A 13,896-nucleotide genomic window follows, 5' to 3' on the forward strand; every position below is an offset into this window, starting at 1 on the left:
CAAAAGGATTATATGTGTTAACTGTAATTTAATATCGTAACAATTTAGTAAAGTTCCTGAAACTTAAAAGTAACAGGTTGCTAACATCAGCTTTACAAAACGACCGTTCCTTTGCGCAAATTTAAACAACACACAAATGAAAATTAAACTATTATTCATTACTTTATTGCTTAGCACTCTTGGTTTTGCACAAAGCAAAAGTACGATTTCAGGAGTAATTACTGATAAGGATTTGAATAACGAAACGTTGCCATTTGCAACAGTCACAGTTAAAGGAACGACCACAGCAGCCCAAACAGATATGGATGGGAAATATACTTTAACTGTAAAGCCGGGAACTCATGTGCTGGTTTTTGCCTTTTTGGGTTATGAGTCACAAGAAGAAACCGTAACGATCAAGGCCGGAGAAACAAAAACAATAAACAAAGCATTAAGTTCCGGAAGCGTTACTCTGGAAGACGTAGTGATTGAATCCGTACAGAGCAGACAAAAAGAAACCGCTCTTTTAATGGAACAGCAAAAAGCAGTTGAAATCAAGCAAAACATTGGCGCACAGGAACTTTCAAGAAAAGGAGTAAGTGATGCGGCCGGTGCAGTTACTAAAGTTACCGGAATTTCAAAACAAGAAGGTACAGGTAATATTTTTGTCAGAGGTTTAGGTGACCGTTACAATTCTACATCAATGAATGGTTTGCCTATTCCATCAAATGATCCGGAAAAAAAGAACATCGCTTTGAATCTTTTTTCTACTGATATTGTAGAATATATTTCAATTGACAAAGTATACAATCCTAGAATTTTTGGAGATTTTGCAGGTGGTAACGTAGATATTATTTCTAAAGATTTCAAAGGTAATGGTCTTTTTGAAATAGAATTAGGTTCTGTTGTAAACACCAATGCCATCAAACAGGATAATTTCATATTACAGCAGGGACCAAATAAGCTCGGATATTCGAATGCTGACCTTCCAAACAACCCATTGGGCTCATACAGTTTTAAAAACAGCCTGATTCCTGAAAAAGAAGCACCCTATGGAGGAAATGCCAACTTCAAGGCCGGTAAATCATTCGACATTGGAAACGAAGGCCGTCTAAGTCTGTTTGCAACTGCCGGATTTGCTAATGGTTTTAGTTATAGAGAAGGAATTAACCAAAGTGTGAGTGCCCAAGGAGCAAAGCTAAAATCTTTCGACCAGAAAACCTATTCATACAACACCAATACAACAGGAATGTTTAATGCGGCTTACCGTATAAATCCTGACCACAAAATCAATTATAACTTCCTGTTTGTTAACTCTTCTTCACAAGTAAATGATGAATACAGAGGTTTTATTCGTGACCTTGCAGAAGACGACAATGGTTTTATCCGCAGAGGAACCTATACTCAGAACAAATTGATGATTAATCAATTATTGGGAACCCATAAAATCACTGACAATATTGACTTAAACTGGGGAACTTCATTCAACAGAATTAAGAGTGAAATGCCAGACAGAACGCAAAACACTTTAAAGTATATTAATGATTTCAACGGTTATGTATTAGGCGTAAACACAACAACAGACAACCACAGATATTTCCAAAACCTGACAGAAGATGAATTGGCAGCCAATGTTTCTGCTGATTATAAATTTGGAAAAACAGAAGATGGAAGCCAAAAAGGTAAATTGACTGTAGGGTATAGCGGAAGATTCAAAAAGAGAGACTTTGACGCGATACAGTTTAACTTCAGAATAGCAACAGACCAAATGAATACTGTTGTAGATCCTTACAATCTTGATGCTTTCTTTAATCAGACAGCCTACAACAATGGTGCTTTTCAAATTGAGGCGTTCAGCGGACTAACACCACAAATCTACACAGGTGACCAAAAAATCCATGCCGGTTATTTCAACTTAGAATATAAGCTTTCAGAAAAACTGACATCCTTAATTGGAGTGAGAGCTGAAAAAGTATATCAAAAAGTTTTCTGGAGAACTCAGTTGGACAATTCCGGAAGAAGCAACACTTTTGACAAAAACGAAATCTTGCCAAGCATCGTATTGAAATATGAGCTAAATGACAAGCAAAACCTGCGTTTTGGAGCAAGCAAGACTTACACATTGCCTCAATTTAAGGAAAGAGCTCTTTTTGTTTATGAAGATGTAACAGAAATTAAAGTAGGTAACCCGGACCTTTATCCTTCTCAAAACTATAATGTGGATTTAAAATGGGAATTTTTCCCAAAAAATGAAGAAATCATTTCTGTAGGTGCTTTTGGTAAATACATTCTTGACCCAATCAACGAAATCACCCTGGCTTCTTCAACTAACGATATTTCTTTCCTTAACACAGGAGACACCGGATATGTGGTTGGAGCAGAATTTGAAATCAGAAAGAATGTTTTTGAAGTTGATTCGGCAAACAGAAGCAAACTTTCTGCCGGCTTTAATGCTTCTTATATGAAAACAAGCCAGGATCTTGATTCAGAAAAAGTAAGAAAAGAAACAAGCTATAACATCAACCTTACAAGCTCTAAAGACAGCTTCACTGGTGCTGCAGATTTATTGATGAACGCAGATCTTACCTATATCAAAGAATGGGACAAGAGTGATTCCAGTATTATGGCAACATTAGCATATGCCTATTCTTCTGACCGTCTTTATGCCTTGGGAGTAGAAACTAAAGGAAATCTGGTTGACAAAGCAATTGGTTCTCTTGATTTTATATTAAAAACCAAACTGAACAAAAATCTAGGAATCAACTTTACGGCCAGAAACATCTTAGACCCAAAAGTTAAAAGAGTTCAGGAAAACAGAACAGAAGACATTACGGTTCTTTCCTATAAAAAAGGTGTTGGTTTAAACCTTGGGTTGACCTATCAGTTCTAAAAAAACAATATTTAAGAATCTAAAAATGGCCGCGTTAGCAGCCATTTTTCTTTGTTTGCAGCCACTGTTTTTCAGTTAACATTTGCTTTGAGTTGATAACGTTTTATTTACAAATAATAAAAACTAATATAACGATATCATCACATTCTTTTAACCGCAAACTAAAGCCTAATCTCCACTTTTGCATTAGAAAATTAATAAAAAACAACACAAATGAAAAAATCTCTTTTTAAAGCTTTCAGCATGGCACTTCTTGCATCTGCAGCTGTATTAACATCATGTTCAAGTGATGATGGAAACAACAACGGACCTTCTTCAACTTTCGTTCTTGATGCTAACAATTTCAAAGGAACAATTAATGATGGAGAAGTAGTACTAAAAACAGGAGTTACTTATAAATTGAGCGGTAAATTAGTTGTTGCAAACGGAGCTAAATTAACAATCGAGCCTGGAGCTATTATTGAAGCTACAGCAAGACCTGACAACTCAACAGAAGACATCAGATATATTGCTGTTGCACAAGGAGGCCAGATTTTCGTAAACGGTACTGCTACTAATCCTGTAGTGATGACAAGTTCTGTAAAATCTCCAGGAAAATGGGGAGGTTTGGTAATCTGTGGTAAAGCTCCAATCAACAAAGGTGCTACAGCATCTGCAGAGGTTTCAGATTTGACATACGGTGGTACATTGGCTAACGACAATTCAGGATCAATCAGATACTTAAGAATTGAGTATTCAGGATATGCTTATAACAGTGAAAAAGAATTCAATGGACTTTCATTATTTGGTGTTGGTAGTGGAACAACTATCGAGTATGTACAAGTACACGAAGGTTCTGACGACGGTATTGAGTTTTTCGGAGGTACAGTAAACACTAAGTATTTGATTTCTACTTCAAATGAAGACGATTCTTTCGACTGGACTGAAGGTTGGAACGGAACTAACGAAAACTGGTATGGAAAATTAGGTCTTGGAAGAGGAAACAGAGGTATCGAAGCTGATAACAACTCTAACAATCACCTTGCAACTCCAATTGCTAATCCAAACATCAAAAACCTTACACTTATTGGACTTGGTGCTCAAGGAAGCGAATCTCAGGCATTGAAATTAAGAGTAGGTACTAAAGGTAAATTTGACAACCTGGTATTGAGCAACTTCGTTACAGGGTTTGACGTTCAACACAACGAAAGCGTTGGATATGTAGCTGACGGTACATTAAAAGCTACTAACGTTAGATTTGATAACATTACTACAAAATCTACAGGTAAAAATACAGCCGGCGAAACAGTAAACGTAGCTGCAATCTATACAGAATCTACTACTGCTACAGGTGCCGGAAACGGAACTGCGACTCCATCATGGGCTCAAGGTTGGACTGTTGGTCTATAATAACCTAAATTAATATGACAAAATGCCTTTCGAAATGAAAGGCATTTTTTTTGGTATAATAATTGAAATATGTTTTATATATTTACAATACCAAATCCACGCTATGGCTAAAAAATACTTTTACATTATATTCTTCTTCCTGTTCCTTTTCTCTGCAAGAGTTTTGGCTCAAGAGTCAAGGCCGGCGGCTAACGGAAAAACACAGGAAACTACCATCGAAGGTTTGAGTTTCTATCCAAATCCCGTTAGTAATGGTAAGATTTATATTACATCAAAATCGACTTTAGACAAAGAAATTGCCATTTATGACGTGCTTGGCAAAAAGGTTTTACAGTCTGTCGTGACTTCAAAAGAACTTAATGTTTCTTCACTTTCGCCGGGCGTTTATATTATAAAAATTAAGGAAGGCGAAGCAACTGCTACTAGAAAGCTAATAGTCAAATAGTTGTAATTAAATCATCTAAATACATTTAACTATAAATTTACACAGATATTTTTGTCTCTGACAAATTGTTTCTATCTTTGCAGTACATTTTTATAACAAAAAACAAGTTAACATGAAAAAACTTTACATTTTATTATCTGTTGCATTTGTATCAGTTTCGGCTTCTGCACAAGTAGTTATTAGCCAAGTTTATGGTGGAGGTGGAAATAATGGAGCAGTATACACGAACGACTTTATTGAATTATACAATAGAGGAACAGCTCCTCAAAGTTTAAATGGTTGGTCTGTTCAGTATGCTTCGGCTGCAGGTACATCATGGGCTGTTCAAACCCTTCCAAACGTTACAATACAACCTGGAAAATATTATTTAATTCAGCAAGCAGCTGGAACAACTCCGGTTGCAGCATTGCCGACGCCAGATTTAGATGGTGTTACATGTGGCTGTACAGTTTCTGGTGGCGCAAGTCCAGCTCCAATACCTGGCTTTTCAATGGCTGGTACTAATGGTAAAGTTATTTTAGTAAACACAACTGTTGCTGAAACTACTGCTAACCCAACTGGCTCTCAAATAATTGACAAAGTAGGATACGGAACTGCAAATGGTTTTGAAGGATCTGCTGCTACTGCTGCATTAACAAATTCTACAGCTGCAATCAGAAACAATAATGGTTGTGCAGATACAAATGATAATGCTGCTGATTTCACAGTTGCTGCTCCAACTCCTAGAAACTCTGCAACTGCAGCTAACACTTGTAGCTTAGGCATTAAAGACAACGAAATCGCTGGACTTAAAGTTTACCCAAACCCTGTAACAAACGGAAAGCTATTCATTACTTCAAATGCTAATGTTGAAAAAACAGTTGCTATCTATGATGTATTAGGAAAACAAGTAGTAAATACAACTGCTACAGAGTCTGTAAACGTTTCTAACTTAAAAGGTGGTGTTTACATCGTTAAAATCACTGAAGAAGGAAAAACAGCTACTAGAAAATTAGTTATCAAGTAATTAGTTTCTTTCAAAATAATATAAAGCATCCCAATAGGGATGCTTTTTTTTGTATTATTGTTTTCTAATCAAAAAATATAACAAAAACATGAGGAAATTTTACATTTTATTACTAGTAGTTTCTTTTGGAAATAGCTACTCCCAAACAACCATATTCACAGAAAATATGGGAAATACAACTGCAACAACTGCTATAGCTTCCCATACCTTTCAAAACAGCAGCCCAATACTCTTTTCAGGTACCGCTGATGTACGAAATACAACTCCATCTGAAAACTATGAAGGTGTCTCTGGAAATGGATGCGTTTTTCTGGGAGGAACAACTCCTGCTAAAACTTTTATTATTGAAGGGATAAATACACTTAATTATTCTGACCTGACTTTGTCATTTGGACACTATAAAGGAACCAATGCTGGAAGCAATGAATTAACAGTGCAAGTAAGTACTGACGGAACAGCATGGACTCCTTTAACTTACACAAGACCAACCGGAACAGGAACCTCTTCCTGGATATTGATTACTCCTTCCGGCACAATCCCATCTACATCCAACCTAAGAATAAAATTCGAAAACCCAATCTCAAATGTCGGATTTAGAATTGATGATGTTAAGCTAACCGGAAATACTTTGGGGATTTCTGAAAATACAATTCCCGGCCTTAAAGTTTATCCAAATCCGGTTACCAATGGAAAATTATTTATCACTACTGTGGCTAACGTTGAAAAAACTATTGCTATATATGATGTTTTAGGAAAGCAAGTGGCAAACACAATAGCTAAAGATTACGTAAATGTTTCTAACTTAAAAGATGGTGTTTATATCGTTAAAATTACTGAGGAAGGAAAAACTGCTACTAGAAAATTAGTTATTAAATAATCTAAAAACATACTTTAAAAAAAGCCTCAATAATATTGAGGCTTTTTTTATTACACTTATTATCAATCAAATAAAAAATATTTATAATGTAAATTCTTATGTTTTTTATATATTTATGAGAAAACATATAAATCAAATTTTATGAAAACAAAACAACTTTATTTGACTACGCTATTAGTAATAACTTCTTATACGGTAAAAGCGCAAATCGGGAATACTATTTATGGAGTTGAAGCCGGTGACCATATAATAAATGGAAGCCACAATACATATATAGGCTCTAATTCGGGAGGAATAAATTACAATAGCAATAACAATGTTTTCATTGGAGATTCATCTGGTTATGAAAGTGAAAACGGCAGTAATAATACCTATCTTGGATATTATTCCGGTCTCAATTCTCAAGGGTCTAACAACATATTTCTAGGCAATAAAGCAGGAATGAATGAACTGGCAAGTAACAAATTATACATACAAAAAGTAAATCTGCTTCTCAAAAAATAATCACAATCTTTTAACAACAAAACCTAACAATATGAAATTAAAACAAATAGCAATTCCCGTATTGCTTTTATTTGGGTTAGCTGGACATTCACAAAATGTAGCCTCAACAGCAAATTTAACGAGTGGCGGCTATCAAGCAGGAACTGCAGGAAATTATAACACTTATTACGGTAGCAATACCGGAGAAAATAATTCGTCAGGAACAAATAATACATTTTTAGGCAATATTGCCGGAAAAAGCAATACCTCTGGATCACAGAATATATTTATCGGATCACAAAGTGGGTTTCAAAATAAAACTGGCACGGGGAACATATATTTAGGACATTATGCTGGAGGAGAAATAGAATCTGGCAATAACAATACATTTATAGGGGCAAATGCTGGAGGCGAAGCACATGGTTCCAACAATGTTTATATTGGGGCCTATGCGGGTTATTATGAAAATCTTGACAATCAACTCCGAATAAATAACTCTTTCGGAACCACACCTTTAATTTGGGGCGACTTTAATCTCGATCAGCTAAAATTTAACGGAAAAGTGGGCATTGGAAACGGTTTCGGAAGCTTTCCTTCAACAGCAGGCTCAGTAAACGTTTCAAATTACAACCTGTTTGTAAAAGGCGGTATATTGACAGAAGAAGTACGTGTCAATCTTCAAGGTGATTGGGCTGACTATGTTTTTGATAAAAATTATAATTTAAAGCCTCTTGAAGAGGTAGAAACTTTTATCAAAGAAAATGGCCATTTAGAAAATGTTCCTTCTGCAAAACAGGTAAAGGAAAACGGTATCGAATTGGGTGAAATTGCAAAAATCCAACAAGAAAAAATCGAGGAACTCACGCTCTATCTTATCGAATTAAACAAAGAGAATAAGGTGCTGCAGAAAAAACTGCTTGAATTAGAAGAAAAAATAAACAATTCAAATACCAAAAATTAACTGCTTAACTTTTACAATTATGAAACTATCAAAATTTTTAAATCTAGGAATTTTATTCTGCACTATTACTGCTTTTTCACAAAATGTAGCTTCAACCGCTACTTTGACAAGCGGAGGCTTAAATGCCGGCACTAATGGAACGGCTAATACATTTTATGGATACCAAACAGGTAGATATACCGGTACTGGCATAAACAATACGTTCATAGGACATGAATCAGGTCGGGAAAACACAACAGGAAAAAACAATGCTTTTATTGGCTATCAAGCAGGAGCAAATAACACAATAGGAGCAAATAATACTTTTGTCGGTTCACATTCTGGACAAACTAGCTATAGCGGTTCTAACAATGTCTATGTAGGTCAGTTTACAGGTGGAGAAAACAATGGCAACTATAATACTTTTTTAGGAATGCTGGCAGGAGGAGACTCACAAGGCTCAAACAATGTATTAATAGGAAGTAATGCCGGCTATTCAATGTCTGGAAATGACAAATTATTTATTGATAATACAGACACGGCCAGTCCTCTAATCTGGGGTGATTTTGCCCAAGATCAATTAAAATTTAACGGAAAAGTAGGCATTGGAAACGGTTTCGGAAACTTTCCTACAACAGCAGGTTCTGTAAACGTTTCCAATTATAATCTTTTTGTAAATGGCGGTATATTGACAGAAGAAGTACGGGTCAATCTTCAGAGCGATTGGGCAGATTATGTATTCAGTAAAGATTATGAATTAATGCCTCTTCAAAAGATAGAAATATTCATCAAAGAAAATGGCCATTTGCCTAATATGCCTTCTGCAAAACAGGTAAAAGAAGAAGGAATCGAATTAGGGCAGATTGCAAAAATGCAGCAGGAAAAAATTGAGGAACTGACACTTCATATGATCGAGCAAAATAAAACAATCGAAAAACAGAGTGAAGAAATAAAAGAGCTAAAAGAACTGGTAAAACAATTGATAGAAAAATAATATGAAAAAACTATATATCCTTATTTTGTTCCTTACATGTGGCCTTAAAAGCTTTGCACAAGGAACAGATGTCATCTTCTGGATTGACAATAGTGGTTCAATTGACGACATCGAATACGCTGCTATGAAAGCATCCGTGAGCAATATTATGGCAAATGTCCTTGAATGCAATCCCGATAATAAAATAACCGTTATACAATATGCTGCCACGAAAGTTGGAACAAACTTTATTCCTAAAATCAAAATTGAAACTGACTTTACAAACTCGGCTATAAGTTTTTCCCGTGTTCCTGTGGCTGATGTAGGAAATTATGATTTTGCACATGAATCACTAGGATTGATTGGAAAGGCATTAGACCATATTACAGATTCAAACATACTTGGAACTTCATTTTTAAACAGAACTTCCGGAAATACATTAGCCATCTATTTCTTTACGGATGCTTTGCGAGATGACCTGACAGGGTCATGTCTTGTAAACAAAAACACTATCTTAATCGGATCAAATGGTGCTTTTCAAAACTATACAAATTTCAAGGTTTCACGAAATGCTACATTTATTGTAACAATGGTTCCTAGTGGTGCAGAAGGTTACATGCCGGGATCTGACTTAAAAGCAAAAAAAGCAGGAGCCGCAATTTCTAGCGGAGGAAATGGAGGAACTTATATCCTTAATGAAATAGAGTCTTATCCTTTAGATCCAAATGGTCCTGGCTCATTACCCCGCTTCTTTTTATACAAGCCAAACTTCACATTGACCCCTGTAGAAATCGGCGCTATAAGCGATCAATTATGCTCTGTTGTTCAAGCTCCCTGTCCACAACATTTAATTCTTACATCTCCGCTTGACGATGTTAACGCTCCAATTCAAGACAATCGTCAGGCTTCAATTTCAATAACAGCTTCCAACCAAATTAATAAGGAAGCAGTTGGAATATACCATGCGGGAAGCACTCTGGTTTTTAAATCTGGTTTTCATTCAAAAAACGGCTCCCGATTTAGAGCATATGTTGAGGGATGTTCAGATAAGTTTGTTGGAAGAGAATCTGACATTACTAACAGAAAAGAATTTCAAAAGGAAATGAAAGGCACTCAAATTGTTCAAAAACCACTCTTATATCCAAACCCGGCTACACAAAAAGCAACAATAGAATATGACGAACCAATTCATAATCTCCTGATTAGTTCTATTGATGGAAGAACAATCTTTTCCAAAATACTTAAAACAAATTCTTATGAAATTGATTTATCCAATTATAAAAACGGAATATATATAGTAACGATTCAGACTAGTAACAGAAATATTTTTACTTCTAAACTTATAAAAGAGTAATTAAAAACCCAAAGGCTCCAGCGTACTGGAGCCTTTACTATTATTAAAAATCGCAAAACGAAATGATTGCTTTTAAAATTAATGTCATTTTGAACAAATACAACCACGCGTTAAAATTTCTTTCCCGAAACTTCGTATAAATATTTAAAACCCATTTTTTATATTAAAATAACAAATTGCCTCATTTACAGTATTTTAATTATTTTTTTATACTACAAATAGTGTTAATTTTAGGTTAAACCTTAAATCAACATTATTATGAACTTAACAAAAACCCTATGCGCAGGATTACTGCTTGGCGGAATTTTTTCTGCAAATTCGCAAAATGTCGCTTCGACTAACTTACTAACCAGCGGCGGACTTGATGCCGGAACCGTTGAAAAAGAAAATGCGTTTTATGGCTACCAGGCCGGACGTTTTACCGAAAATGCTTATAATTCCTTTTTTGGGCATTTGGCAGGCGCTAAAAATGTCTCAGGAGACAGCAACTCTTTTTTTGGACATCAGGCCGGAATCAATAATGGAGAAGGCAGTTCAAATACTTTTATTGGTGCAAGTGCCGGATCATATAATTATGACGGAAGACATAACGTTTATGTGGGTTATGCCAGCGGCGCATCAAATCAAGGAAATACAAACACTTTCATTGGAGCCTATTCCGGTGCAAAAGCTACAGGAGAAGGCAATGTCCTGATTGGAAGCTATGCAGGTTATGGAGAAACGGACAGCAACAAACTTCACATTAACAATGCCTATAATGTAACGCCTTTGATTTGGGGTGATTTCTCGGAATACCTTATCAAATTAAACGGAAAAGTGGGTATTGGTAACGATTTTGGTGCATTCCCAATTTTTGCAGGAGGCTTGGATATTTCGCATTACAGGCTGATTGTAAAAGGCGGCATCCTTACAGAAGAAGTAAGAATCAACCTGCAGGCTGATTGGGCTGATTATGTTTTCTCTGATAGTTATAAGCTAAAATCTTTGGAAGAAGTAGAGAAATATATTGAAGATAACGGCCACCTGCCAAATGTTCCTTCAGCCAAACAAGTAAAAGAAGAAGGAATTGAATTGGGTGAAATCACAAAAATCCAACAGGAAAAGATTGAGGAACTGACACTTTATCTGATTCAGCAGAATAAGGAAATCCAGGAGTTAAAAGAAATGGTGAAAAACTTAAAGCAATAAATGTGAAAAATCTATACAGAAAACCAAAAACAGGGCTGCTTATCCTCTTTTGTTTTTTGGCTGGCTCTTTCCATTCAGAGCTTTATTCTCAAGAACAGATTATATGGGATAATGTGCCTGTAAATACGACGGGGATTACCGCAACATATTCCGGCGGAACCCTTAACGTGATGGCTACCGGCACAGGATTGAATATGGTATTCTACAGCATACCTGCCAATCCAACAGTGTTTCAAACTACCGGCGCATGGAATAATGCTCCTTCCAAAGATTTGACCTTTACCTTTCCGGAGAAAGTAATAATAACCCGGTTTCGGGTGTATGACATCAATTACGGCACCTGGAACGATTCCTTTAGCTTTTCAAACATTACATTCGGCGGAGTGACTGCATCGGCCGGATGCTGCGCTACAACCAGCGGGGTTACAGTATCAGCCGGAACTCCACCAAATACAGATGTTCATTGGACCTGTTCTAATGCCATAGACAGCTTTACGATAAATTACGCCAATACCAACGGGACAACACATGCGTATCTGTTTTATACGATGGAAATCCTAAGGCTACCGTCAATAGGAACGTTATGTTATAACAGTATACCTCCTACTCTGCCTACAACTTTAGGTAATAATATTCAGGGTAGCTGGAGTCCCGCTACTATCGACACGAGTGTGGCCGGAACAACCCAATATGTCTTTACACCAAATGGCGGACAGACGATTCAATGTCCGATAGCAATTGATGTCACCGTATTGCCTCCCGGGCAGCAAAACTGCTGTATTCCCGACATAACATTAACATCACCAACAGACAATGTGGCATCAGGAAATCAGGATAACCGGGAAACCTCAAACACGATTACAGCCCACAACACCATCAATTCAGGTGCTGTTGGAGTATATCATGCCAAAAGAACCATTACGCTTAAAAAAGGGTTCTATTCAGCAAACGGCTCCAGATTCAGAGGTTATATACAGGGATGTACAGGTACATTTGTAGGAAGAGAATCTCCTGCTGCCGAAACGACAGATCTGAAAAAGCTGATAACCGATACTCCTGTTACGGAAAAGCTGCTTTTGTATCCAAATCCGGCGACACAAAAAGCCACCATAGAATACCAGCAGCCTATCCGAAACATTCGGGTTACCTCTATTGATGGAAAAACAATGCTTTCGAAAGAGCTTGACGCTAACTCTTATGAGATTGACCTTGCTAACTATAAAAACGGAATGTATATCGTGACAGTACAAACCGGAGATGGAAGGACAATTACTTCCAAACTGTTTAAAAAATAGTTTTCAGGTCAACATTAATTTATCAACCCCGAACAGATATAAAATCCTGTCGGGGTTTGTTTTTAAAATAATTACCTTTGCCAAAAACAATTCCCTTTGATTGCAGCATCAGACATATTCAGTATTTCCAACAATAAGCAGTTTGAAAAAATAGCCCTGAAAGTATTCCGGTTCCAATACGACAACAATAGCGTATATCGTGAATTCTGCCAGTTTTTGAATGTCGAAAAACAACAGGTGAAAACACTGCAGCAGATTCCGTTTCTGCCAATACAGTTTTTCAAGAGTCATGAGGTTTTGTCTTCAACCGAAAAAATTCAGGAAACGTTTACGAGTTCCGGAACGACAGGAATGTCAACCAGCAGGCACTTTATTACCGATATTACTTTATACGAAGAAAGCTATCAAAAAGGATTCGCGCAATTTTACGGAAATATTGAAAATTATGCCGTGCTCGCCCTTCTGCCTTCTTATCTGGAAAGGGAAGGTTCTTCGCTTATCTATATGGTTGACGACCTGATTAAGCTGTCAAACCATCCGGAAAGCGGTTTCTACCTCAACAATTATGACGACCTGATTCAAAAATTACTTCAGCTTGATAAAGCTGGCGAAAATATAATTTTAATTGGCGTAACCTATGCACTGCTTGACCTTATTGAAAAGCAACAATTCCATCTGAAAAACACTATCATCATGGAAACCGGAGGCATGAAAGGAAAACGCAAGGAAATGATTCGGGAGGAACTTCATGAATTGCTCTGCAAAGGATTTGGCGTTAACGCTATTCATTCAGAATACGGAATGACAGAACTGCTGTCACAGGCCTATTCTCTTGGCAACGGAATCTTTGAATGCCCAAACTGGATGCAGGTACTTATCCGCGATACTGAAGACGCGCTGTCCTATGTTGAAAATGGAAAAACCGGCGGTATAAATGTTATTGACCTCGCCAATATCAATTCGTGCTCTTTTATTGCCACACAGGATTTGGGAAAAAAACAACCCAACAATTCATTTGAAGTATTGGGCCGTTTTGATAATTCTGATATTCGCGGATGCAATCTGATGGTGCTGTAA

Annotated in this window: 12 protein-coding genes; all 12 read left to right on the forward strand. The window is 36.7% G+C overall.

Annotation, left to right across the window (positions count from 1 at the left end; genetic code table 11):
* The first annotated feature begins 136 nt into the window (after nt 1-136).
* The 12 genes from B0G92_RS01100 to B0G92_RS01155 all read left to right on the forward strand — a co-directional run bounded on the left by B0G92_RS01100 (nt 137) and on the right by B0G92_RS01155 (nt 13,896).
* The gene (locus tag B0G92_RS01100; RefSeq protein ID WP_101470789.1) at nt 137-2,869 is read left to right on the forward strand and encodes a TonB-dependent receptor; all 2,733 of its coding nucleotides are present in this window, start codon (nt 137-139) and stop codon (nt 2,867-2,869) included.
* Nucleotides 2,870-3,082: 213 nt separating this feature from the next.
* Complete coding sequence (locus B0G92_RS01105; RefSeq protein ID WP_101470790.1) at nt 3,083-4,258, forward strand: hypothetical protein; 1,176 nt, start codon at nt 3,083-3,085, stop codon at nt 4,256-4,258.
* A gap of 103 nt (nt 4,259-4,361) precedes the next feature.
* Entirely contained in the window at nt 4,362-4,703 is a 342-nt protein-coding gene (locus B0G92_RS01110; protein WP_101470791.1) for a T9SS type A sorting domain-containing protein, read from the forward strand.
* 112 nt (nt 4,704-4,815) lie between these two features.
* A complete protein-coding gene (locus B0G92_RS01115; RefSeq protein ID WP_101470792.1) occupies nt 4,816-5,709 on the forward strand; it encodes a lamin tail domain-containing protein in 894 nt (297 codons plus the stop codon).
* Between the two features lie 88 nt (nt 5,710-5,797).
* Nucleotides 5,798-6,586, forward strand: coding sequence for a T9SS type A sorting domain-containing protein (locus B0G92_RS01120; RefSeq protein WP_245867658.1), 789 nt, complete (start codon nt 5,798-5,800; stop codon nt 6,584-6,586).
* Between the two features lie 141 nt (nt 6,587-6,727).
* Nucleotides 6,728-7,090: a hypothetical protein gene (locus B0G92_RS01125; RefSeq protein WP_101470793.1), complete on the forward strand. Its 363-nt coding sequence runs from the start codon at nt 6,728-6,730 to the stop codon at nt 7,088-7,090.
* A gap of 31 nt (nt 7,091-7,121) precedes the next feature.
* On the forward strand, nt 7,122-8,030 hold the full coding sequence (locus tag B0G92_RS01130; protein ID WP_101470794.1) for an ATP synthase subunit B family protein: 909 nt from the start codon (nt 7,122-7,124) through the stop codon (nt 8,028-8,030).
* Nucleotides 8,031-8,049: 19 nt separating this feature from the next.
* Nucleotides 8,050-9,003, forward strand: a complete 954-nt coding sequence (locus tag B0G92_RS01135; protein ID WP_056071925.1) for a hypothetical protein — start codon at nt 8,050-8,052, stop codon at nt 9,001-9,003.
* 1 nt (nt 9,004) lies between these two features.
* On the forward strand, nt 9,005-10,336 hold the full coding sequence (locus tag B0G92_RS01140; RefSeq protein WP_101470795.1) for a 3-coathanger stack domain-containing protein: 1,332 nt from the start codon (nt 9,005-9,007) through the stop codon (nt 10,334-10,336).
* 258 nt (nt 10,337-10,594) lie between these two features.
* A complete protein-coding gene (locus B0G92_RS01145) occupies nt 10,595-11,524 on the forward strand; it encodes a hypothetical protein (RefSeq protein ID WP_101470796.1) in 930 nt (309 codons plus the stop codon).
* 2 nt (nt 11,525-11,526) lie between these two features.
* The gene (locus B0G92_RS01150) at nt 11,527-12,819 is read left to right on the forward strand and encodes a 3-coathanger stack domain-containing protein (protein WP_143394974.1); all 1,293 of its coding nucleotides are present in this window, start codon (nt 11,527-11,529) and stop codon (nt 12,817-12,819) included.
* 96 nt (nt 12,820-12,915) lie between these two features.
* Nucleotides 12,916-13,896, forward strand: coding sequence for a LuxE/PaaK family acyltransferase (locus B0G92_RS01155; protein WP_101470798.1), 981 nt, complete (start codon nt 12,916-12,918; stop codon nt 13,894-13,896).

It is taken from the genome of Flavobacterium lindanitolerans (assembly GCF_002846575.1).
In the GTDB taxonomy this organism is placed as follows: Bacteria; Bacteroidota; Bacteroidia; order Flavobacteriales; family Flavobacteriaceae; genus Flavobacterium; species Flavobacterium lindanitolerans.